The sequence below is a fragment of the Nicoliella sp. ESL1120 genome (assembly GCF_058508515.1).
In genome coordinates this window covers 1,276,964-1,301,325 of record NZ_CP196383.1, presented here as the reverse complement: position 1 = coordinate 1,301,325, position 24,362 = coordinate 1,276,964, and the positions used below count along the sequence as shown (strand labels likewise).

The window sequence follows — 24,362 nt, the reverse complement described above, 5'->3', positions numbered from 1 at the left end:
ACCCAGATTAGATGAGATTATTATTTGTTGGTGATACTGTTGGTAATATCGGAGTGTCGATGCTACAAGAATATCTACCAAAGTTAAAGAAGGACTTAAAGCCGCAGCTTACCATTGTTAATGGAGAAAATTCCACTGCAGTGGGTAGGGGAATTAGTCACAAGGGATACAAGCAAATTATGAATGCTGGGGCAGATGTGATCACCTTAGGAAACCATGCCTGGAACAATGCTGAGCTGTTAGACTTTATCGATGATACGCCCAACTTAATTCGTCCAGCTAATTATCCTGGCCCAGATGTCCCCGGAAAGGGTTATACCGTTATTAACGTAAATGGTAAAAAAGTGGCTGTGATTAATTTGCAGGGGTTAGTTTTTATGGATAATCTAAACAATCCATTTGATACGATCGATGGGATTTTAGATGCACTTAAAAATGATATTGATTATTGTTTGATTGACTTTCATGCTGAAACCACTAGCGAAAAGACAGCAATTGCACGCTACTTGGACGGGCGCATTTCGGCATTGATTGGAACGCATACCCATGTGCAAACTAATGACTATCGTATTTTACCTGGTGGAACTGCGTTTATGAGTGATGCTGGGATGACTGGTCCATACGATAGCGTATTAGGGATGCAGACTGATTTAATCTTGAAGCGGTTTATTACTCAGCGGCCAGTACGATTCGCTGTTGAAGAAAATGGAGCTGGAATCTTATCTGGTTGTGTTATCGATATTAGTGATCGTACTGGTCTTGCTACAAAAATTCGCCCCATCCTAATCAATCCAGATCACCCATATGATAAATAACAGAATGAAAGGAACTTTATAATGGCAAGTGCAGCGAAACTAACGCCGATGATGCAGCAATACCAAGCAGTTAAGGATCAATATCCAGATGCTTTTTTGATGTATCGATTGGGGGATTTTTATGAATTGTTTAATGATGATGCTGTTAAAGGCTCACAAATTTTAGAATTAACCCTTACTAGTCGCAACCGTAATTCTAAAGACCCCATTCCAATGTGTGGGGTGCCACATCGGGCGATTCAAAACTACGTTGATATTTTAGTGGATAAGGGTTATAAGGTCGCGATCTGTGAACAGATGGAAGATCCTAAATCAGCTAAGGGAATGGTCAAGCGTTCAGTAACCCAGTTGATTACACCAGGAACAAGAACTGAATCAGGGGTCGCGAATGCCAAAAATAATAACTACCTTACTTCGTTAGTTTACGATGCTCAGAACAATCAATATGGTTTTGCATATTCTGAGCTTTCAACTGGGGAGCTACGTGCAAGTGCTTTAAATAGTGAAGCCGCCATTATTAATGAGTCCCTTAGCTTACAAACCAAGGAAATTGTTGTTGATGATATGGTTAGCGCTGAATTGATCAAGAAATTCGAAAAGTTAGGAATCTTAGTTTCACACCAAAAGGGTGTCAAAAAAATGGCTGAAACTAGCTATCTAACCCAAAAATTGCCGACTGATGTTCAAAAAAGAAGCGTCGCAATTCTTTTGACATATATTACTGAAACGCAAAAAAGGGATCTAGCCCATCTCCAGCAGGCAATTTCGTATGAACCTTCATATTTTTTAAAAATGGATCATAATTCTCAGTATAATTTGGAACTGTCACAAAATATTAGAACGAAGAAAAGGTCCGGAACTTTATTGTGGTTACTGGATAACACTAAAACAGCAATGGGTGGACGGAAATTAAAGCGGTGGTTAACGCGTCCACTGATCAAGAAACAGGCGATCATTGAGCGACAAAATGCAGTTCAAGAACTACTGGACCACTATTTTGAACGGAGTCAACTTCAAGAGGCTTTGATTAAGGTTTATGATTTAGAACGCCTTTCTGGTCGGGTGGCTTTTGGAAACGTTAATGGTCGTGATCTAATTCAATTAAAAACTTCTCTGAATCAAATTCCACAAATTAAGTATTGCTTAGAACAGCTCAATCCCAAAGTATTAGGAGGGATTTACCAAAATATCGAACCTGTTGACGATGTTGCGAACTTGATTGATGCTGCAATCGTTGAACAACCACCGATCTCAGTTACCGAGGGTGGGGTGATTCAAGATGGCTACAGTCGTCAATTGGACCAGTATCGAGATGCAATGAAAAACGGTAAGCAATGGTTAGCTGATTTAGAGGCGCGTGAACGAAAGGCAACTGGTATTAATAACTTAAAGATTGGCTATAACCATGTTTTTGGTTATTATATTGAAGTGACTAAGGTGAACTTGAATAAGTTACCACGCGACCGCTATGAACGAAAACAGACCTTAACCAATGCAGAACGCTTTTCTACACCAGAATTGAAGGAGAAGGAATCGTTAATCTTAGAAGCTCAGGAAAAATCAAAGAGTTTAGAGTACGATTTATTCTCTGAAATTAGGGAACAGGTCAAAAAATCGATTCAACGGCTTCAAAAATTAGCGGATGCAATTTCCACGTTAGATGTACTCCAAAGCTTTGCTAGCATTAGTGAGGAATATCGTTGGGTCCGTCCCACTTTGGATGATAATCATGATTTAGAAATTATTGATGGACGCCATCCGGTAGTTGAAAAGGTAATGGGGCGGCAAGTTTATGTTCCTAATAACATTGAGATGGATCATGATACAAACGTGTTATTGATTACAGGGCCTAACATGTCTGGGAAAAGCACTTATATGCGTCAATTAGCATTAACGGTTATAATGGCTCAGATGGGGTGCTTTGTCCCCGCCAAATCAGCACAAATGCCAATTTTTGATCAAATATTTACTAGAATTGGTGCAGCTGATGATTTAATTAGTGGCGAAAGTACCTTTATGGTCGAAATGAAGGAATCTAATCAAGCTTTGCAACAGGCAACGCCCAATAGCTTAATCCTATTTGATGAACTAGGACGGGGGACTGCGACCTACGACGGGATGGCTTTAGCACAGGCGATTATTGAATACGTTCATGATCAAATTCATGCGAAGACCCTGTTTTCCACTCATTACCATGAATTAACAGCCTTGAACCAGGAGCTTCCACATCTGAAAAATGTGCATGTGGGGGCTAGTGAAAAAAATGGTGAACTAGTGTTTTTACACAAGGTAAAACCAGGAGCAGCTGATAAGTCATACGGAATTCATGTTGCTAAAATTGCTGGACTACCAAGCCCGCTTTTAAAACGCGCAGACGTGATTTTAAAGGACTTAGAGGCACACTCTAATCATGAAGAAATAAATTCTCCTACATTGGATGCACAACCACAGCCGCAACCAGATGAGTTAGCACAACAAGATCAGCAACTGGCGTTATTTTCAGAACCACTAGCTGATGATAAATTAGTTAAGCATAGTAAAATTGAAAAGCAAGTTTTGGTCGATTTAGCTAAAACTGATTTAATGGGAATGACACCAATGGATATTATGAATAAGGTTTACCAATGGAAAAAACGGTTGAATGATTAATTAAGAAGGGGGCAGTTCGATGGGAGCGATTCATAAATTATCACCAATTTTATCGAACCAAATTGCAGCTGGGGAAGTAGTTGAAAGACCAGCTTCTGTAGTTAAGGAACTAGTCGAAAATGCAATCGATGCGGATAGTACCCAAATTGATATCAACGTTACTGATTCTGGATTTAATAGCATCCAAGTGATTGATGATGGTAAGGGAATGGATCCAGATGATCTGCCCTTAGCTTTTACTCGTCATGCAACTAGTAAAATTAGCGATCGTCGTGATTTATTTAACGTGCATTCGCTCGGGTTTCGAGGTGAAGCCCTACCAAGTATTGCCTCCGTTTCTGATGTAATCGTAAAGACTTCTAACGGGACCCAGGGAGTCGAATATCATGTTCGCGGCGGCAAAGAAATTGATAATAAGCCAGCCGAACTACGGCGCGGGACTACCCTAATAGTGCAAAACCTATTTTTTAATACGCCCGCACGGCTGAAGTATATGAAGACGCCTTCTACGGAATTATCAAAAATTACCGATGTTTTAAATCAAATTGCACTGGGGCATCCAGAAATTTCATTTTCCTTGGTGCACAACGGTCGAGAGTTGCTCAGAACCTCTGGACGGGGAGATCAGCTTCAAGTCCTAGGCGGCATTTATGGTGCTAAAAAAGCACAAAAAATGCTTGCCTTTGAGGGTCATGATTTAGATTTTAAAATTAGTGGCTATTTCAGCCTGCCCGAATTGACGCGGGCAAATCGGAATTACGTAGTGGTGATTTTGAACGGGCGCTTCATTAAAAATTATCAAATCGTCAGAGCCATTGTTGCCGGATATGGCTCTAAATTAATGGTGGGTCGCTACCCGATCGCAGTAATTAACATTCAAGTTGACCCCACCCTAGTGGATGTGAATGTTCATCCAACGAAGCAAACTGTCCGCGTCAGCAAGGAGGATGCACTTTGTAATCTAATTACAAATACGATTGCGAAGCGGTTCTTAAATCAAAATTTAATTCCAGATGTAATGAACCGTGAGCGTTCGGTAAAGCCACGCTACCATAATGATCAAACAGCATTTGATCTTAATCGTCAGCCTAAACATTATCATGTTGATACAGACCATGATTCTAAAACGGTAGCCAAGGCAGAGAATATAAATCCTACGGTTATTGAACCAGACCAGCAAACAACGCCTCCCAAGCTGATAAAAATCAACACAAGAAAAGATTTATTTGGCACCGCCGTTGATAACTTTATTGAACATTATCGGAATGAACCATTGGCAATGACTAGGCCGTTTGCTGAAATGCAGTCAAACCCCAACCAAACGTCAAGTGAGGTTCATAATGTCGATTCATCAACTAAGTTTCCGAATTTGATTTACATTGGACAAATGCATGGAACATATTTATTGGCAGAATCTGATGATGGGCTGTATATTGTTGACCAGCATGCTGCTCAAGAGCGAATTAACTATGAACGGTTTCGTAAATCGATAGGGAATGTTGCCAATGATCAACAGGATTTATTAGTGCCGATTGTGTTGGAGTATTCCACAACTGAAGCAATTAAATTGTCTGAACGTTTAGATTTACTTCAAGGAATTGGGATCTTTTTGGAACCCTTCGGTAAGAATAGCTTTATTATTCGTCATCACCCGACTTGGTTCGTTGCTGGGCAAGAAGAGGCAACGATTCGCAACATGGTGGATAGCGTTTTGAATAATGGTAAAATCACGGTTGCTCAATTTAGGGCTCAAACTGCAATTATGATGAGTTGTAAACAGGCAATTAAGGCTAACCATCATTTGGATCGTAAACAAGCAGTATCACTACTTGCACAACTGGAGAAAGCCGAAGATCCATTCAATTGTCCCCATGGTCGTCCGGTGTTGGTTCATTTTACGAATTACGATATGGAAAAAATGTTCAAACGGATTCAAGACCCACATCAAAGCCAGAATAAACGGGATTAAGGAAGGTAAAATTAAATGTATGAATATTTGAACGGCTACGTGACAGTCGTTACCCCCAGCTACATTGTATTGGACGTAAATGACGTTGGTTATTTATTGTTCACTGCTGATCCATACCGCTATCAAGTTGATACCCAAACGAAGGTCCGAATTTACATTCATCAGGTTGTAACGGATTCATTTCAATCGCTATACGCTTTTCAAAGCCGCGATGATAAAGCATTGTTCGAAAAGTTGATTAACGTTTCTGGAATCGGCCCCAAAAGTGCGAATGCAATTATGGCGGGCAATCAAAATCAGGGCCTTTTGCGGGCAATTAACGAAGAAAATATTACCTTTTTGACGAAGTTTCCAGGAGTTGGTAAAAAAACTGCAAAGCAAATCGTTTTAGACTTAAAGGGTAAAATTGATGATTTGTTTCAGGCGGTGGAATCAACGCCTGCGGATTCTGCAGATGATTCGTTAGCTAATAATGATACTAAGGAATTAAAGGACGCCTTAGGTGCATTAAGTGCACTAGGGTATTCTGCTAGGGATATAAAAAGGGTTGAAAAGCAACTATTGGCATTTAATGAACCCATGGATACCAATCAGTATTTAAGTGAAGGATTGAAACTGTTAACTCAATATTAGAAGGGGGGATTTATGATGGCAGATGATAATCGAATCGTATCTGGTAGTTCTCAAGGAAATGATGAATCTGCAGTTGAAAAGTCGTTGCGCCCACAAACGTTAAGCCAATATATTGGTCAAGAACAATTGAAGCATGAACTATCAATTTATATTCAAGCGGCTAAGCAACGAGAGGAGTCATTAGATCATGTATTGTTGTACGGACCACCTGGACTGGGGAAAACGACCTTAGCAATGATCATCGCACGTGAAATGGGGGTTAATATTAAAACCACCAGTGGGCCTGCGATTGAAAAACCTGGCGATTTAGTGGCGCTATTAAATGAGTTGCGGCCTGGGGATGTTTTGTTTATTGATGAAATTCATCGGTTACCTAAGGTAGTGGAAGAGATGTTGTACTCGGCAATGGAGGACTTTTATATCGATATCGTTGTTGGACAGGGGCCAACCGCCCATCCAGTTCACTTTCCACTGCCACCGTTCACGTTAGTAGGAGCTACGACCCGTGCTGGAATTTTAGCAGCCCCGTTGCGGGATCGATTTGGAATCATAGAACATATGAATTATTATGAAGTTGCTGATTTACAGGAAATTGTTAAGCGAACTGCTGATATTTTTCATACAAAGATTAAAGAGCAAGCCGCCCATGAAATCGCTAGAAGATCACGCGGAACGCCACGGATAGCGAATCGCTTATTGAAACGGGTTCGTGATTTTACACAGGTTTCTGGTCAATCAAGTATTGAATTACCAGTTGTAGCGCGTGCATTAGAGTTATTAAAAGTTGATGAAATGGGCCTTGATGCAACCGATAAAAAACTGTTGACTACGATGATCAAGATTTATAATGGTGGTCCGGTCGGGTTGAATACGATTGCTGCTAATATTGGTGAAGAATCCGATACGATCGAGTCAATGTATGAGCCATACCTGTTGCAGATTGGATTTTTAAAACGGACTGCTCGCGGTCGAATGGTTACTAATGAGGCCTATGAGCATTTTCACTTAAAACCAGTAGACTAATTGGCTGATTTTTGTTAAAGTAGTATATAAATAAGGAGTGTAATTAATTATGCAATATTCAAGTTTTATTTTTATCGCGCTAATCATTGTTGTGATGTACTTCACCATGATTCGGCCACAAAAGAAACGGCAACAAGAACACCAACAAACTATTAATAACATTAAGCAAGGCGACAAGGTTGTAACCATTGGTCGTCTTCACGGTGTCGTTGATTCTATCGATCGAGAAAATAAGACCGTAACATTGGATTGTGACGGCATCTTTCTTGAATTCGATCTAAACGCAATTGCTAGTGTTACTGCTGCTCCAGTAGCTGCTAGTCAAGATGATTCAAAATCAGAATCAAATGATACTGATTCAGCTGCTGATGATAGTGCTGCTAAGTCAGATGAATCAGCAAAATAATTTTAATTGACCTTTGGAAAGCCTGAAGTTACTCAGGCTTTTTTTAATGTTATAATTCAGTTAACAAATAAAAAAGGATGGCATTATGAATACTCAAGAAAAAATCGTTAATGCAATTAAACAATTCGATACAATTATTATCCATCGACACCAACATCCAGACCCAGATGCGATTGGCTCACAGATGGGACTAGCCAATATTATTAAGGAGTCATTTCCAAATAAGCATGTGTACTGTGTTGGAAAACAGTACACAGGTTTTAATTGGTTAGGGACTGTTGATGAGATTGATGATGATGTTTATAAAGATGCTTTGGTAATGGTATTAGATACCGCTAATCAACCCCGCGTTGACGATGATCGTTACACTAAGGGGAAAATGTTGATTAAGATCGACCACCACCCCAATGATGACCAATTTGGTGATTTAATGTGGGTCCAACCAGAAGCCTCCAGTACTAGTGAGCTTGTTTATGATCTTTACAGCGCAAGTGCTGATTTAAAGATCAATGCTGAAGCTGGACGGTTATTGTATGCCGGAATCGTTGGCGATACCGGTCGTTTTAAGTATCCTTCTACTTCTGCCCATACGTTCGCCGTGGCCGCTGGACTTGCGCAATTAGACTTTTCAACTAGTGATGTCAATCAAATTGAAGATGAAATCGATCTACCATTAGCGCGCCTATCTGCATATGTTTACCAAAATCTTCAAATCTTGGATAGTGGTGCGGGTTATATTATCTTGACCAACCAAATTTTAAAGGATTTAGAGTTAGGTGACGAAAGTACATCTGCAGTAGTTCCACTCCCAGGTAAGCTTAAGGAAGTGAAGAACTGGGCCATTTTCGTTCAACAAAAAGATGAAACCTATCGGGTGCGGTTGCGTTCTAAGGGTCCCGTGATCAATGAAATTGCGAAACATTTCGGTGGGGGTGGCCATCCATTAGCGAGTGGTGCGGTTGCTAAAGATGATGCAGAAATTAAGCAGGTAATTGCAGCAATCAGTGATGCTGCACAGAATTATAAAGGAGTAATTGCCTAATATGAGTACCACTTTTAAACAGTTCAACTTCAAGCCGTTTATTAACGAAGCATTGGAAGAATTAAAATTTACCGAACCAACACCGGTTCAAGCTAAAATGATTCCAGTGATTAGAAAGGGGAAGGACGTTATTGGTCAATCCGCTACTGGAAGCGGTAAGACCCACGCTTTTTTACTTCCAATTTTTGATCAATTAAATCTAGATAAGCAGGTTGTTCAAGCTGTAATTACCACCCCTAGTCGGGAGTTAGCCTATCAAATCTATGAAAATGCTAAGCAGTTAGCTAGCCATAGCGACAAGCCAATTCACATTGCTAATTACGTGGGTGGAACTGATAAGCAACGCCAGATTGAAAAATTAGAGCACGAACAACCTCAAATTATTATTGGAACGCCTGGGAGAATCTTGGACTTAGTTAACACCCAAGCCCTCGATTTACACACTGCGAATCGTTTAGTAGTCGATGAAGCTGATATGACCCTAGACCTGGGGTTCTTAGGCGAAGTGGACAAAATTGCGGCTAGTTTTGGCGATGACCTACAAATGATGGTCTTTTCAGCTACGATTCCACAAAAACTAGAACCATTTTTGAAGAAGTACATGAATCAACCAGTCTCAGAAGAAATCCCAGTCGAATCAGTGATTAGCCCTACCGTTGATAACTTTTTGATTTCTACTAAGGGTCAGGATAAAAATGATTTGATTTATCAACTGTTAACGATTGGTGAACCGTATTTGGTGTTGATCTTTGCTAATACCAGAACACGGGTCCAAGAAATCCACGACTATTTAGTAGGACAGGGACTCAAAGTCGGAATGATCCAAGGGGGCATGAAGCCGCGAGAACGCAAGCGCATCATGAAGCAGGTCCAACGCCTTGAATTTCAGTTCGTAGTAGCGACTGATTTAGCTGCACGAGGGATCGATATCGATGGGGTTTCTGACGTGATCAACGATGATATCCCAGAGGACTTGGACTATTTTATTCACCGTGTTGGTCGAACTGGTCGCAAGGGGATGGCTGGAACTGCCATTACGCTTTATCAACCTGGTGAAGAAGAACGCGTTGCTGAACTTGAAAACATGGGAATTAAGTTTCAACCTAAGGCGATTAAGGACCATGAAATCGTTGATTCATATGACCGTAATCGCCGTAAGACCCACCGTAATCGTTCTAAAAAGCTAGAACCAACTATGATTGGGATGGTGAAGAAGAATAAGCGGAAGGTCAAGCCGGGCTACAAGCGGCGCATTAAGAACGCCATTAAACGAAATGATGAATTTAATCGGCGGGTTGAACAACGTAATGAAGCCCGTCAACAACGGAAGCAAAAGAAGCAAAGTTCCCAACGATACCGTTAATTTTTCAGTGCAAAAGTTGGCTCAATAGTTAAAAATATTGTATAATTGAGTTGAATAAAAATACAAATAACAAATTGGAACATCCAAAATCTAAATGGAAATTAGGGACAGGTCGGTTATTGCAAGGTCTGCAAGTTTAGATTGCGGGCTATCCATTTCAAAGTTACGCTACTCAGCGTTATTGAGAATTAAAGAGGTAAACGAAAACATCGTTGCAAGTAAAGTGGTACCGCGTTAAAAGCGTCTTTACTAGCAACGGTGTTTTTGTGCCTTTGGAGGGGTTTATTGATGAAAAAATTAAGTAGTAGTGAAATTCGCCAAATGTACTTGGACTTCTTTGAAGAACGTGGTCACACGATCATGCCAAGTGCATCATTGATTCCAGTTGATGATCCATCATTATTATGGATTAACTCTGGGGTTGCCACCATGAAGAAGTATTTTGAAGGACGGGTTGTTCCTAAGAATCGTCGGATGACTAGTTCCCAAAAAAGTATTCGGACTAACGATATCGAAAATGTCGGAAAGACTGCTCGGCATCAAACGCTATTTGAAATGTTAGGGAACTTCTCAGTGGGGGATTACTTTAAAAAAGAAGCCATCCATTGGGCGTTCGAATTGCTAACTTCAGAAAAGTATTTCGGTTGGGATAAAGATAAGCTTTACATGACCGTTTATCCTGAAGATGAAGATGCCAGAAACTTTTGGATCGAAGCAGGAGTTGATCCTAGTCATTTGATCGACATGGAAGATAATTTCTGGGATGTTGGCCAAGGGCCTTCAGGTCCCGATTCAGAAATCTTCTATGACCGTGGTGAAAAGTTCAACGACTTAGCACCCGATGATCCAGAAAACTATCCTGGTGGGGAAAACGAACGTTACCTTGAAGTTTGGAACATCGTGTTCTCCCAATTTAACCACAAACCAGATGATACCTACGAACCACTTCCTCGGAAAAACATTGATACGGGGATGGGACTCGAACGGGTGGTTTCGATTTTCCAAGATGCACCTACGAATTTTGAAACCGACTTATTCTTACCAATTATTGAAAAGACGCAAGTACTCAGTGATGGCCGTGAATATGGTAAGGTGCACGCTGATGATATTTCATTTAAGATCATTGCTGATCACGCTCGGGCAATTACGTTTGCCATCAATGATGGTGCGATTCCATCCAACGTTGGCCGTGGATATGTGATTCGCCGATTGATTCGGCGGGCAATCGTCGCTGGTCGAGATCTTGGGATTACTGAAAACTTCCTTTACAAGCTCGTTCCCGTAGTTGGTGAAATTATGAAGGCGTTCTACCCAGAAGTATTGAAGAATGCTGATTACATTGAAAAGGTTATCAAATCAGAAGAAAATCGTTTCAATGACACCCTATCAGATGGTTTGAACCTCTTGAACGACTTGATGGATCAAGTGCGGGCTTCAGATGGTAAGCAAATGAGTGGAGCCGATGCATTTAAGCTTTACGATACCTATGGATTCCCATTTGAATTGACTCAAGAATACTTGGCTGACGCTGGAATGAGCGTGGATGCTGAAGGGTTCAAGAATGAAATGCAAAAGCAAAAGGATCGGGCACGTAACGCCCGTGACGATGGCAATGCCATGAGTGTTCAACGCGACTTGCTAGTTGACATTAAGACCCCTAGTGAATACGTTGGTTACACCCAATTGATCGTCGAAAACGCGAAGGTCGAAGACATCGTGTTTGATGAAAAGCTTGTGGATCAAGTCAAAGCGGGGAAGGCTGAAATTATCTTTGATAAGACGCCGTTCTATGCTGAAATGGGTGGTCAAGTGGCCGACCAAGGGGTCATCGAAGATCACGATGGGAACCTAGTTGCCAAGGTGCTCGATGTCCAACACGCACCGAACAACCAAAACTTACACACCGTTGAACTATTTGAACCAATGCAAAAGGGTGCGACTTACAAGTTAGTCGTTGACCGTCACTTCCACAGCAAGGTGGAAAAGAACCATACGGCAACCCACTTGTTGGATCAATCATTAAGAAACGTACTTGGTGGTCATACTCAACAAGCTGGTTCACTAGTGGAACCAGACTACTTGCGGTTTGACTTTAACCACTTTGGTTCTGTGACTGATGAAGACTTGAAGAAGGTTGAACAAATGGTCAACGACCAGATCTTTGCGGAACTACCAGTGACCACGATCGAAACTGATCCAAAGACTGGGAAGGAAATGGGTGCCGTAGCCGTATTTAGTTCTAAGTACGGTAAGAAGGTCAGAGTGGTTAGTGCTGGAGATTTCTCAATCGAATTCTGTGGTGGTGATCACGTTAAGAACACGAATGAAATTGGCTTGTTCAAGATCGTTTCAGAATCAGGAGTTGGTGCTGGAGTGCGGAGAATCGAAGCCGTTACTTCCCAAGAAGCATACGAATTTCTGAATGACAAACAATCCCTATTGAACAAGATTGCAGTTGAATTGAAGACTAAGCAAATCAAGGACGTGCCAAATAAGGTAACTCAACTTCAATCAGAAGTTAAGGAACTACAACAAAAGCAAGAATCCCTTGAAGCTAAGATTGCTGGTCAACAAGCTAACAACGTTTTTGAAAATGTAAAGGATGTTAATGGCGTTAAGATCATTACTGGGATTATTAAGGATTCTGGAATGAACCAACTTCGTCAACTAGCTGATACCTGGCGGACAAAGGGTCTGTCCGATGTATTAGTGCTTGGAACTAACAGTAAGGATAAGGCGAACCTAATCGCTGCCGTTAGTGATGAAAAGGTCAAGGCTGGCTTAAAGGCTGGCGATTTGATCAAGGCAATCTCTGCTAACATCAATGGTGGTGGGGGCGGCCGTCCTAACATGGCGCAAGCTGGTGGGACGAATCCTGCTGGTTTAAACGACGCGATGAGTGCTGCATTAGATTGGCTTAAAGAACAAAAATAGTTAAATAAAAAGACTCTAATGGTTGAAAATCATTCAACCATTAGAGTTTTTTTCGTTATGTATGCTATAATAAGACAACTGGTTAATAATGAACGAATTAATTAATGTTTTGATTCAATTTGAGATTTATATTGATTTTTAGTAAAATTAAGTTGAATGTTATAATTTGTGAGGTGTTGTAGATGTCTTCTTTAGATAAAACGATGTACTTCGATTTTAATAAAGCACCGAAAGATGTACATGATACACTTTTAATTGTGTACAAAACCCTAGAAGAAAAGGGTTATAATCCATATAATCAAATTGTTGGTTATTTAATTTCAGGAGATCCAGCATATATTCCTCGTTTTAACGATGCTCGAAATTTGATTCGACGTCATGAACGTGATGAAATCATTGAAGAATTAGTGCGTTTTTATCTTGATAAGAATAAAAAAAATGAGGATATAAATAAATGAGGTTAATGGGATTAGATGTTGGTTCAAGAACCGTTGGAATTGCGGTTAGCGATCCGCTCGGCTGGACAGCACAGGGTGTTGAAATTATACCGATCAATGAAGATAATCAAGAGTTTGGGTGGCATCGTTTAGGGGAACTAGTTGCTAAATATGAGGTGACTGGATTCGTTATTGGCCTCCCTAAAAACATGAATAACACTTCTGGCCCACGGGTGGATGCTTGTCGAAAGTATGCATGGATGGCTAATCAGCGATTTGGCATTCCATTTGATTTTCAAGATGAACGATTAACGACCGTAGAAGCCGAAAGAATGCTAGTTGAAGAAGCAGATACTTCTAGAAAAAAGCGTAAGAAAGTAATCGATAAAGTTGCTGCGGAATTAATTCTGCAGGGTTATTTAGACCGTAAGGGAAAATTAACGAACGAATAAAGGAGAATATAATGACTGAAACAACAAATGAAGATGGTAAGCAACAAATTACCCTAGTTGATGACCAGGGGAATGAGGAGCTTTACACGATTTTATTCACATTTGAATCAGAAGATATGGGCAAGTCCTACATCTTAGTTTACCCTGCTGGTAAAGAAGATGACGATGAAGTGGACATTGAGGCGTATGCACTACCAAAGGGTGAAGATCCTGCTGATCCTCAAGGTGGCCAGTTAATGCCGATTGAGTCTGAGAAAGAATGGGATATTGTTGAATCCGTTCTAAATACATTTTTAGATAATGATTCAGACGAATAATATAACGACTCCCAGCTAATTGTTGGGAGTTTTTTTGTGAATTACTAACTGCAATAATGTTTCATGATAAAATAATGCATGAAGTATTTGGAGGGAATTTAATAATGAGTGAAACTAAAAAGCGGTTCAAAGCTAAGATTGGTAATCGAACGTATACGTTCGTTGGCAAAAGTTCAATGGAGCATATGCATGCAGTAACAGATTTGATGAATAAGCAATTGAACCAATTAAATCAACTATCTTCAAGTATTAGTTATGAAGATGCAATGGTATTACTAGCCTTTAATGCAATTTCAGATCAATTAAAATTACAAGGACAATTGGATCAAATTGAATCCAAATCAAAAAATGAATAATGATGTTGACGATTATAATATTACTATTACTATTTATTAGTACCATTATTGGTTATAGAAGGGGATTGGTGGCTAGCTTATTTATGATTGCTAGTTACATTGTTTCATTTTGGATCGCATTGCACTTTGCTGAATACCCTAAAAGTTGGATTTTAGCTATTTTCAATAGTGCTGATTCATCAATAGTTAGTATAATTGCATTCTTGGGGACTTTTGTAGTTTGCTATTTAATAATGATGCGAATTAGACGAATATTACGAACCATTACGAAACTACCGATTTTAAAACAGCTAGATGGTATTTTAGGTGCATTTAGTGGTTTTTTAATGTGCTATGGAATGATTTTGATCATTTTAAACTTGTTATTAAAGGCTGATGGAACTTGGTTTGCAACTCAATACGTTAACTCTGGAATTGCCCAAATGATTGTAAATCAAACCCCAATCATTACCCCTAATGTAGTTTATCACTGGTTAAACTCTAATTAAGGAGGATTGAATTATGAATTCAAAGGTTCTTGATACCCTTGAGTATAATAAAATTAAAGAAGCGATTCATGGCTTTTTATCAACTAGTACTGGGAATAGCGAATTGCGTCGCTTAAAACCCATTAGTGATCGAAAGCTAATCAAAACCGCACTATTAGAAACTGATGATGGTGCACATATATTAAGATTACAAAAAGCAATGCCATTAGTGACGTTAAATGATATTCGTCCCTATATGAAGCGCTTAACGATTAACGCTAGTTTGAATGGAACTGAACTAGCTCAAATTATGCAAGTATTAATCACTGTTAATCGATTAATGACTTTTTTTGATAATTTACAGGCAAATAAAGTGGAACTTCATCGTCTTTATGATTTGATTCAATCGTTTGCGTTGATTCCAGAAATTACAACAAGGTTGCAAAAAGCTTTAAACCCTGATGGACGGCTTTTGGATTCAGCTTCTGAGGAACTATATGGCTTAAGAAAGCGAATTTCACGGACTGAAAATAACATTCGTAATCGGATGGGCAAATACCTGCGGGGCAATCAAGCTAAGTTCCTTAGTGAATCGATCATTACAATTCGTGACGAACGGTATGTAATTCCAGTGAAAGCTGAAGCCAAATCTAAGTTTGGCGGAATCGTTCATGATCAAAGTGCTTCTGGACAGACTTTATACATCGAACCTGCTGCAGTAGTTGAGCTCAATAATCAATTACGGCGTGATCAATTGGCTGCTCGCCATGAGGAAGTTAAGATTTTAGCTGAACTTTCCGCGATGGTCGCTCCGTACCAAGACGAAATTATTGCTAATTTCAAAATCATTGGTCATTTAGATTTGATTAATGCAAAGGCTCGTTATGCTAAACAAATTAAGGCTACCTTGCCACAAATTTCTGCAAAGAATGTTTTAAATCTAAAAAATGCTAGACATCCATTGATCGATGTTAATAAAGTCGTTGGTAATACGATTGTGCTTGGTGATGAGTATCGGGCAATTATTGTGACTGGTCCTAATACTGGTGGGAAAACAATTACGATTAAAACGGTTGGATTACTACAACTAATGGCTCAATCAGGTTTGTTTATTCCTGTTAATGAGGGCAGTCAGGTGGCTGTTTTTGATAATATTTTTGCCGATATTGGGGATGCACAATCAATTGAAAATAATTTGAGTACTTTTTCCTCCCATATGGATAACATCATTAAAATTTTGCGTAACATCACTAAAAACAGTCTCGTTCTGCTTGATGAAGTGGGTGCTGGAACCGATCCTAAGGAAGGTGCGGCCTTAGCAATTGCCATTTTAGACCAAATTGGAGTCGTCGATAGTGAAGTGATTGCTACGACTCATTATCCTGAGCTAAAGGCGTATGCTTATAATCGTCCCCAGACGATTAATGCCTCAATGGAATTTGATATTGAAACGCTCAAGCCCACATATCATCTCTTGGTGGGAGTGCCTGGGCAAAGTAATGGGCTAAATATTGCAGAACGCCTTGGAATGAAAAAAAGCGTTATTCAAGAGGCCCGTTCATTTACTGATACAAGTAGTCAAGAAATCAATAATATGATTAAACAACTAGCTGATCAAACTAAGCAGGCTCGTGAAGATGCTGAACAACTACGGATCCAGTTGAACGATGCGACTAAGTTACACCAAGAATTGACCGATAAGTTTAACCAATACGAGCACCAACGTGAACGGTTGAATCAATCCGCAAAAGAAAAAGCTAATGAGGTGGTTGCTAAAGCTAAGAAGCAAGCGGATAAAATTATTGCCGAGCTTCATGAAAAGCAAAAGCACCTTTCTGAAACAGCCGTTAAGGAAAATGAATTAATGGATGCTAAGGGAAAGTTAAACTCTTTGCATAATGATTTGAGTTTGAAGAATAACCGAGTTTTAAAACGTGAAAAGGCTAAGCATGATTTTCACAAGGGTGACGATGTGATGGTTAAATCATATGGTCAACCTGGTGTTTTAGTTGATAAAATTGGTAATCATAATTGGGAAGTCCAAATGGGTATTCTTAAAATGAAAATTGACGAATCCGACCTAGAAAAGTTGAGCCAACCCAAAAAAGAACCCAAGCGTCAATACAATACAGTTAGACGGACTAAGTCTTCAGGAATGTCTTCTTCGCTAGACCTTAGGGGTCATCGGTATGATGAGGCGATGCATGAAGTTGATCGTTATATTGATGCAGCGCTACTAGCTGGTTATCCGTCTGTGACGATCATTCATGGGAAGGGGACGGGTGCACTTAGAAAGGGTGTTACCGACTATTTAAAGCGCAATCGACGGGTAAAGAGTTTTGGCTATTCACCAGCTAATGCAGGTGGGGATGGTTCGACCGTTGTTAAATTTAAATAGTGTACAATGCTTTTTAATTGCATTTAATTGAAACCGTGTTAAACTAGTTAAAAATAAGAATTTTAGGAGGTAATTTGATGGTTACGGAAACGACTGATAAAACCTTTGAACAAGATACTGCTAAGGGTGTTACTCTAACTGATTTTTGGGCAACATGGTGTGGTCCTTGCAGAATGCAATCACCAGTTGTTGATCAACTTTCTGAGGAAATGGGTGATAAGGTTACGTTCAATAAAATGGATGTTGACCAAAACCAAGAAACGCCTCAAAAATTTGGGATTATGAGTATCCCAACCCTATTGGTTAAAAAAGACGGTAAGGTAGTTGATAGTATTGTTGGGTACCATAGTAAAGAACAACTTGCTAAGGTATTGGATCAATACGTTGATTAATTATTGAATAAATAAAAAATCATGGCTAATGTTAGTCATGATTTTTTTATTTATTCTTGCTCACTATCTTCAGAATCGTTATTTTCTTGAATTTGATCTGAAATGACATCAAATGGGGCAACTGCTTCAAATTCATCAGTGGTATTTTGGGGATCAATATGAACGCTAACGATTACTTGTCCCTTTTTAAGTTTCTTTTTATCAAGCTCTGCTTCAGTGACTAATCCACGTTGTTGTTCAATTGATTGGGCTAAGAATCCAGATTCAAACATGAAATCGGCATCATGATCAGCATTAATTCTAGCATCAACGATTGGACCACTCACTAACCACTCAATTAGATTTTCACTTTCCTTATTCATTGTAAGATGGCCTAGTCCTGATTGCTCAAAGAAGATGGCCAATTCGGATTGATTATTAGTGGCGTATTTGCGCGCCATTCGTTTGCCAGCCCAGTAAAGAATACTATGAACGTCATCACCTAGCAGGTCAGTAATTACTTCATCGCGTAGGAAAGCTGCTGGCCAATTATTTTTTATTTTCGGATTGGTAATGAATTTTTGATATAATTCTTTAGTCATATCCGTTCTCAACCTCAATTCTTTTTCATTTATGAATTCCATTATACACGCACTAAAACATTTTTGGCGAACCTTTTAAACTATCTTATATCTTGAAGGTTGGTTAAAAATGTTAGATAATATAGTTTCATAACATTCGAAAGAGGGATCAACAATGAATTCACAACCAATTGGATTCATGGATTCTGGAGTTGGTGGCCTGACGGTTGCCAAAGAGGTCATTACCAAGCTGCCGAACGAATCAATTGTTTATTTCGGTGACGAAGCCAGATTACCATATGGTGAAAAAAGCCAATCACAGATTCAAGTTTTTGCAATGCAGATTGCACATTTTTTAATAAAAAAAGACATTAAGCTGTTGGTGGTCGCTTGTAATACAGCTACTGCTCAGGCACTTCCTGTTTTACAGCGCGCACTGTCAATTCCAGTAATTGGTGTGATCGATCCCGGAAGTCAATTAGCAGTTAAAACGACGCAAAATAATCGCATTGGGGTAATTGCAACTAATGGAACCGTCAAGAGCCATGCTTATGAGCAGGAATTAAAAAGGTTGAACAAGAACGTGGATGTCTTTAGTCTAGGATGTCCACGATTTATCCCCATGGTTGAGGACGGTAAGTACCATAGCCCGTTAGATCAATCAATTGTAGATGTTGATGTCAAGCCGATGCTAGGCCATGATATTGATACCTTAATAATGGGGTGCACTCACTATCCCATTATGCGATCGTTGATTCAAAAAGCAATTGGCAATGATATTAAATTAGTTGATCCAGGAATAGCGGTATGTGAACAAGTAGTTGAGGTGTTACGCCAGTCAGGCCTTTCAGCGCCTGCAGATCATTTGGCAACTTATCAATTTTTTACCACTGGTTCAATTGATAAATTTGTAACGATTGCCGAAGATTGGCTTCAACGTTCAATTACCGCTAGTCATGTTGAATTAACAGAATTGGAGGATGAATAATGACGGATTTAATCATTGCCACTAATAACCAAAACAAGGCTCGAGAATTTAAGGAAATGCTTGCCCCGCATGGATTTAACATTAAGACTTTAGCTGATTTTCCATCAATTGGTGAAATTGAAGAAAACGGGACTACTTTTGAGGAAAACGCGACCATTAAGGCTAGTACAGTTGCTAAAATTACTGGGCATTCTGTTTTAGCTGATGATTCAGGACTGCAAGTAGCAGCCCTAAATAATGCTCCAGGTGTCTATTCAGCGCGTTATGCAGGTGATCATGATGACGAAGCTAATAATCGCAAATTATTGGCAAATTTAAAGGGGAAACAAGACCGTTCGGCAACGTTTAGGACTTGTTTAGTGTTGTTCAAGCCTAGTGGCGCTAAATTAGTTGTAAATGGTGATATTCATGGAGAAATTTTAGAATCACCGCGTGGGAACAATGGCTTTGGATATGATTCACTATTTTACGTTCCCGAAAAGCAGCTTTCAATGGGTGAGATGACTGATGATCAAAAAAATGCGATTAGTCATCGGGGCCGAGCTACTCAAAAATTAGTGGATCAAATTGACGAATGGTGGAAAAATAACCAATAAAAAAAGACGATTTTAAATCGTCTTTTTTTATTGGTTATTTTAATTAGTTTAATACTAATGGACTCTTTGGTAACTCGATGCCAGCATCTGAAATTGCATCTAAGTAGTGCCCTAAGAATTCGTGTTGAATGTATAGTTGTTGACCATTCTTAGTTTGGATGTTGACTTGAATTGCAACGTTACCGTCAGGAGTGTTGGTAGCTCCCCAAACATCTGGAGCAGCGATGATGTCTGGATATTGCTTAACGTATTCATCATTGACTTTATTAATGATATCAATCGTTTTTTCTACTGGAGTATTACCATTGATTCTAATTTGGATAATGGCCCGTGTTTCACTCCGATTCCGATTAGTGATCGCAGCAACTTGACGGTTTGGAATGTAGTTAACATATCCATTAAAACTAGTTAATTCAGTCGTTCTTAAATTAACTGATGTTACCGTTCCTTCGATCGATGAACCGTTGGTAAGGGTCAAGGTTGCGTATTCACCTACATCGATTTGTTTTTCGAATAGGATCAAAAATCCAGTAACGATATCGGTAACCAGTCCTTGAGCCCCAATCCCGATTGCCACACTGAAGATACTAGCACTGGCAAGTAAGGTACCGATTGGTACGCCCACTTCGGATAGTACCGAGTAGATCCAGAAGAACACTAATCCGTATTGAAATGAGTTCTTGGCAACTACGTGTAAGGTCGTGATTCGCTTGCTTGAATTTTTAGTGTTATTGCTTTTTCCATATTGTTTAAAAGCCTTATTGATAAAGAACTTTCCCAACCGACTAATGATAATGAAAAAAATCGAAATGATAACGACTGAAAAAATCGTACTAGTTAAGTTGTTTAATATTTTATCCCATTTGAATGTTGCTAAGTATTTTTGAATAAATGAACTATTTTTAGTAATCACAGATTCTGCGAAAAACATTAACTAATTCCTCCTTAGATATAATAACAGTATTTTAACACAGATTTATCAATATAATTAGTAATTAACTTTAATTGTCAAACTTTGGTTAAAATGATATTCTTAATTGTAGGTTTAATAATTAATTGTTGGGAGGGATTTAGATGACTGCAGGTATTATTGCCGCTTTAGCTTTTCTATTATTAGTAATTTTCATTGGTGTATTTTTATTGAAATTGGTTACGACCTTAAATGAAGTTAATCAAAGCTTAAAATCAATTACCAATGATGTGGACGTACTTTCTAATCAAACTGAAAAGATTTTGGCAAGTTCTAATTCAATGCTTAAGGATTTAAACGACAAGGTCAATACAATTGATCCTGTCTTTCAAGCAGCAGCTGACTTAGGGGTTAGTGTTTCAGAATTAAATGATTCTACTAAAAACCTTACAAGCCGGGTTAAAAATGGTGGTAAATTAGGCTTTGGTGGAAAAGTCTTAAGCTTAGTTGGTAAGTCCGCTTTTGGTAACAAGAAAAAGAAAAGTAAAAAATAATCAATTTTAGAGGTGTTTGTTATGAGTAAAAAAGCAGGATTCGGATTTGGTTTATTTTTAGGATTGACTGGTGCCGCTGCATACTTTGCATTTAAGCGTTTAGACCCAGCCAAACAAAAGGAAATTGTTACAAAGGTAAATAATACTGCCCATGATTTAAAGGATCGGGCAGTTGACTATGCATTTTATGCTAACGATGCGCTTTCCGATGCCAAGGAAACGTTAGGACAAAAAACAAATGAAGTTACCGATAACGCAAAGCAAGCGTTTAACTCCGCTACTGATAAGATTAATGATCGTTTCCAAGAGGCTTCTGATGATGATAATGATGAAAGTAACACTACTCAATTTCACACTGCCGCAGATCGTTTAAGAGACGAACTAGGGAGTACATCTGAAGATGCCCAAGATGATATCGTTGTTAATGCTGATGATGTCTTCAAAAATGACAAAAAAGTGGAAACCTTTTATCCCAATGGCACTTCCAAATAACTTAATATACTTAGTTTCAAGCCCTCTCAATATTGAGAGGCTTTTTTATTTATAAATTGATTGCAGTGATGATATTTGTTATATTAAAAAGGATTAATTTATATGTAAGCGCTATTATAAAGAAAAGGAAGGCTATTTCATGGAAAAACAAACGGTTACCATATACGACGTTGCTAGGGAAGCAAATGTTTCCATGGCAACTGTTTCACGGGTGGTAAATGGAAATAGTAATGTTCGTAAAAATACGCGTGATAAGGTATTGGGTGCAATTAAAAAGTTAAATTATCATCCTAATGCAGTTGCAAGAGGGTTAGCCAGTAAGAAAACCACTACTATTGGGGTAATTGTACCAGATGTTACTAATATTTATTTTTCTGAGTTAGCCCGTGGGATTGATGATATTGCTGCAATGTACAAATATAATATTATCTTAGCTAGTTCCGACGGGAATGAGGAAAAGGAAAAGCGGGTCTTTAATTCTTTGATGACTAAGCAAGTTGATGGAATTATTTTTATGGGTCATGATGTTGAACCGACGCTTAGGGGTCTATTTGAAGGATCGACTGTTCCGGTCGTATTGGCTGGAACGGTTAGTAAAAATCAACTAGAAGCAAGCGTTAATATTGACTATCAAGCAGCTGCTTCAGAAGCGGTTAGTAACTTAGTGGCAAATGGTTGTTCTAAGGTGGGGCTGGTTTGTGGTTCACTAGATTATGCAATCAATGCTGATTATCGAGTAGTTGGTTATCGGATGGGACTTGCTGACAATGATATCCATTTTAATAGTGATTTTATTTTTTCTACGGATGAAAGTTATCAATCTGGTTATGATTTAGCACTTCGCTTAGTTCAAGCGGGAATCGAAGGGGTCTTTGTTAGTGATGATGAACTAGCAGCTGGTATCTTGAATGGACTAACTGATAATGGGATTAAAGTTCCCAATGATTTTCAAATTATAACTGGTAATGATACTAAGTTTACTCGTGTTGTGCGCCCTCAATTATCTTCAGTAGTTCAACCTCTTTATGATATTGGGGCAGTCGCAATGCGATTATTAACTAAGCTGATGAATCATGATGAGGTTGACGAAAAAAACGTACGACTTTCTCACCAAATTATTAAACGTGATTCAACTAAGTCAAATTAATTTAGAATGGAATGATAATTATGAAATCAAATGAGGCGCTATTGATTATTGATTACACAAATGATTTTGTAGCTGATAAGGGTGCTTTGACATGTGGAAAGCCAGCTCAAGAACTTGACGATTCAATTGTTCAGTTAGCTAATGAAATGAAGGAACAAGGGGCTTGGATCTATTTTCCGACCGATGTTCATACCCCTAATGATCCTTACCATCCTGAAGCTAAGCTATACCCACCCCATAATGTTCGCGATTCATGGGGTCGACAGTTATTCGGGCATGTTGATGATTGGTATCAACAAAATCAAGGGGATGAAAAGGTTCACCTTTTTGATAAGACCCGTTATAGTTCGTTTGCTGGGACTGACCTTGATTTAAGGTTACGTGAACGCCATGTTGATACGCTCCACTTAACGGGAGTTTGTACTGATATTTGTGTATTACACACGGCAATGGATGCGTACAATCGTTGTTATAATTTAGTAGTTCACAAATCATGTGTGGCAACACTGTCAGATGAAGCGCAGAGTTGGGCTTTGAATCATTTTCAAAATTGTTTAGGCGCAAAAGTGGTTGATTAGGGTTGTTACCTTGATTAGCTTTTTAGATATTGCTATAATTGTATTTGTTTAATTTAGGATTATAAAGAGAGGAGTGCTTAATTTATGTCAGGACATTCAAAATGGCATAACATCCAGGGACGTAAAGGTGCTCAAGATGCTAAGCGTGGAAAGATTTTCCAAAAAATATCACGTAACTTATACCAAGCTGCGAAGGCTGGTGGTGTTGACCCAGACGGTAACCCCCAATTGCGGCTAGAAATGGACAAAGCTAAGGCAGCTAATATGCCAAAGGCAAACGTTCAACGTGCATTGGACAAGGCTTCCGGTGTTGGTGGAGCTAAGTTCGAAGAAATTACTTACGAAGGTTATGGACCTGGTGGAACTGCCGTAATGGTTTCCGCCTTGACTGATAATAAGAATCGGACTGCTTCTGCAATCCGTTCTGCATTCACCCACCATGGTGGTTCATTAGGTGCCTCTGGTTCCGTTTCATACCTATTCGACCGTAAGGGATACATTGTGATCCTTCGCGATGGTTTAGATGTGGATGAAGATACGATGTTAATGGATGCTTTGGATGCAGGTGCCGATGATATGAAGGCTAGCGATGATCGTTTTGAAGTCTTCACCGACCCATCGAACATGCAAGCAGTTAGGGATGCACTTCAAGAAAAGTATGATTTAGATACTGCTGAAGTGAAGATGATTCCAAATACAACAACCGAAGTTCCAGAAGCTAAGTTATCACAATACACTGGCTTAATCGATGAACTATCTGAAAACGATGACGTTCAAGATGTTTACGAAGCCGCTGAATTACCAGATAACGTTGAATAATTAACTTAATATTTATTTGTAAATCCCCAATCAACTTTTTTAGTTGGTTGGGGATTTTTTGATTG

Annotated in this window: 25 protein-coding genes; 23 read left to right on the top strand and 2 right to left on the bottom strand. The window is 39.1% G+C overall.

Annotated features, from left to right (window positions below; all coding sequences use genetic code 11):
* Positions 1-11 precede the first annotated feature (11 nt).
* The 16 genes from ACSYTE_RS05640 (at position 12) to trxA (ending at position 17,653) form a co-directional block, all read left to right on the top strand.
* On the top strand, positions 12-815 hold the full coding sequence (locus ACSYTE_RS05640; RefSeq protein WP_491716470.1) for a TIGR00282 family metallophosphoesterase: 804 nt from the start codon (positions 12-14) through the stop codon (positions 813-815).
* Positions 816-836: 21 nt separating this feature from the next.
* Positions 837-3,464: a DNA mismatch repair protein MutS gene (gene mutS, locus ACSYTE_RS05635; protein WP_491716469.1), complete on the top strand. Its 2,628-nt coding sequence runs from the start codon at positions 837-839 to the stop codon at positions 3,462-3,464.
* Positions 3,465-3,483: 19 nt separating this feature from the next.
* Entirely contained in the window at positions 3,484-5,433 is a 1,950-nt protein-coding gene (mutL, locus tag ACSYTE_RS05630) for a DNA mismatch repair endonuclease MutL (RefSeq protein ID WP_491716468.1), read from the top strand.
* A gap of 15 nt (positions 5,434-5,448) precedes the next feature.
* Entirely contained in the window at positions 5,449-6,066 is a 618-nt protein-coding gene (ruvA, locus tag ACSYTE_RS05625) for a Holliday junction branch migration protein RuvA (protein ID WP_491716467.1), read from the top strand.
* 15 nt (positions 6,067-6,081) lie between these two features.
* Positions 6,082-7,089: a Holliday junction branch migration DNA helicase RuvB gene (gene ruvB / locus ACSYTE_RS05620; protein ID WP_491716466.1), complete on the top strand. Its 1,008-nt coding sequence runs from the start codon at positions 6,082-6,084 to the stop codon at positions 7,087-7,089.
* Between the two features lie 49 nt (positions 7,090-7,138).
* The gene (gene yajC / locus ACSYTE_RS05615) at positions 7,139-7,495 is read left to right on the top strand and encodes a preprotein translocase subunit YajC (RefSeq protein ID WP_491716465.1); all 357 of its coding nucleotides are present in this window, start codon (positions 7,139-7,141) and stop codon (positions 7,493-7,495) included.
* Between the two features lie 85 nt (positions 7,496-7,580).
* Positions 7,581-8,537, top strand: a complete 957-nt coding sequence (locus ACSYTE_RS05610) for a DHH family phosphoesterase (protein ID WP_491716464.1) — start codon at positions 7,581-7,583, stop codon at positions 8,535-8,537.
* Between the two features lies 1 nt (position 8,538).
* Positions 8,539-9,900, top strand: coding sequence for a DEAD/DEAH box helicase (locus ACSYTE_RS05605; RefSeq protein ID WP_491716463.1), 1,362 nt, complete (start codon positions 8,539-8,541; stop codon positions 9,898-9,900).
* Positions 9,901-10,188: 288 nt separating this feature from the next.
* Positions 10,189-12,834 (top strand): alanine--tRNA ligase, encoded by a 2,646-nt coding sequence (alaS, locus tag ACSYTE_RS05600; protein WP_491716462.1) that lies wholly within the window; start codon positions 10,189-10,191, stop codon positions 12,832-12,834.
* 182 nt (positions 12,835-13,016) lie between these two features.
* Positions 13,017-13,292 (top strand): IreB family regulatory phosphoprotein, encoded by a 276-nt coding sequence (locus tag ACSYTE_RS05595; RefSeq protein WP_491716461.1) that lies wholly within the window; start codon positions 13,017-13,019, stop codon positions 13,290-13,292.
* Positions 13,289-13,723 carry a Holliday junction resolvase RuvX gene (ruvX, locus tag ACSYTE_RS05590; RefSeq protein WP_491716460.1) on the top strand — a complete coding sequence of 145 codons (435 nt, stop codon included), beginning with the start codon at positions 13,289-13,291 and terminating at the stop codon, positions 13,721-13,723. The genes ACSYTE_RS05595 and ruvX overlap by 4 nt, the downstream gene beginning before the upstream one ends.
* A gap of 11 nt (positions 13,724-13,734) precedes the next feature.
* Positions 13,735-14,040 (top strand): DUF1292 domain-containing protein, encoded by a 306-nt coding sequence (locus ACSYTE_RS05585; protein WP_491716459.1) that lies wholly within the window; start codon positions 13,735-13,737, stop codon positions 14,038-14,040.
* A 104-nt stretch (positions 14,041-14,144) separates the two neighbouring features.
* Complete coding sequence (locus tag ACSYTE_RS05580; RefSeq protein WP_491716458.1) at positions 14,145-14,396, top strand: cell division protein ZapA; 252 nt, start codon at positions 14,145-14,147, stop codon at positions 14,394-14,396.
* Positions 14,396-14,884, top strand: coding sequence for a CvpA family protein (locus ACSYTE_RS05575; protein WP_491716457.1), 489 nt, complete (start codon positions 14,396-14,398; stop codon positions 14,882-14,884). The genes ACSYTE_RS05580 and ACSYTE_RS05575 overlap by 1 nt, the downstream gene beginning before the upstream one ends.
* Before the next feature lie 13 nt (positions 14,885-14,897).
* On the top strand, positions 14,898-17,261 hold the full coding sequence (locus ACSYTE_RS05570) for an endonuclease MutS2 (RefSeq protein ID WP_491716456.1): 2,364 nt from the start codon (positions 14,898-14,900) through the stop codon (positions 17,259-17,261).
* A 77-nt stretch (positions 17,262-17,338) separates the two neighbouring features.
* A complete protein-coding gene (gene trxA, locus ACSYTE_RS05565; RefSeq protein WP_491716455.1) occupies positions 17,339-17,653 on the top strand; it encodes a thioredoxin in 315 nt (104 codons plus the stop codon).
* Positions 17,654-17,703: 50 nt separating this feature from the next.
* Here trxA and ACSYTE_RS05560 read toward each other — a convergent pair whose 3' ends face one another.
* Entirely contained in the window at positions 17,704-18,234 is a 531-nt protein-coding gene (locus ACSYTE_RS05560) for a YslB family protein (RefSeq protein ID WP_491716454.1), read from the bottom strand.
* Positions 18,235-18,388: 154 nt separating this feature from the next.
* Here ACSYTE_RS05560 and murI point away from each other — a divergent pair, with 154 nt between their 5' ends.
* A complete protein-coding gene (gene murI / locus ACSYTE_RS05555) occupies positions 18,389-19,201 on the top strand; it encodes a glutamate racemase (RefSeq protein WP_491716453.1) in 813 nt (270 codons plus the stop codon).
* Positions 19,201-19,797: an XTP/dITP diphosphatase gene (locus ACSYTE_RS05550; RefSeq protein WP_491716452.1), complete on the top strand. Its 597-nt coding sequence runs from the start codon at positions 19,201-19,203 to the stop codon at positions 19,795-19,797. The genes murI and ACSYTE_RS05550 overlap by 1 nt, the downstream gene beginning before the upstream one ends.
* Positions 19,798-19,840: 43 nt before the next feature.
* On the opposite strand, the gene ACSYTE_RS05545 is transcribed toward ACSYTE_RS05550, so the two are convergent.
* Positions 19,841-20,728 (bottom strand): mechanosensitive ion channel family protein, encoded by an 888-nt coding sequence (locus tag ACSYTE_RS05545; protein ID WP_491716451.1) that lies wholly within the window; start codon positions 20,726-20,728, stop codon positions 19,841-19,843.
* Between the two features lie 143 nt (positions 20,729-20,871).
* Here ACSYTE_RS05545 and ACSYTE_RS05540 point away from each other — a divergent pair, with 143 nt between their 5' ends.
* From ACSYTE_RS05540 to ACSYTE_RS05520, 5 genes are all read left to right on the top strand, one after another.
* Positions 20,872-21,261 (top strand): DUF948 domain-containing protein, encoded by a 390-nt coding sequence (locus tag ACSYTE_RS05540; RefSeq protein WP_491716450.1) that lies wholly within the window; start codon positions 20,872-20,874, stop codon positions 21,259-21,261.
* 21 nt (positions 21,262-21,282) lie between these two features.
* A complete protein-coding gene (locus tag ACSYTE_RS05535; protein WP_491716449.1) occupies positions 21,283-21,753 on the top strand; it encodes a hypothetical protein in 471 nt (156 codons plus the stop codon).
* Positions 21,754-21,892: 139 nt separating this feature from the next.
* Complete coding sequence (gene ccpA, locus ACSYTE_RS05530; protein ID WP_491716448.1) at positions 21,893-22,900, top strand: catabolite control protein A; 1,008 nt, start codon at positions 21,893-21,895, stop codon at positions 22,898-22,900.
* 20 nt (positions 22,901-22,920) lie between these two features.
* Positions 22,921-23,478: a cysteine hydrolase family protein gene (locus ACSYTE_RS05525; RefSeq protein ID WP_491716447.1), complete on the top strand. Its 558-nt coding sequence runs from the start codon at positions 22,921-22,923 to the stop codon at positions 23,476-23,478.
* A gap of 84 nt (positions 23,479-23,562) precedes the next feature.
* The gene (locus tag ACSYTE_RS05520; protein WP_491716446.1) at positions 23,563-24,297 is read left to right on the top strand and encodes a YebC/PmpR family DNA-binding transcriptional regulator; all 735 of its coding nucleotides are present in this window, start codon (positions 23,563-23,565) and stop codon (positions 24,295-24,297) included.
* Positions 24,298-24,362 lie beyond the last annotated feature (65 nt).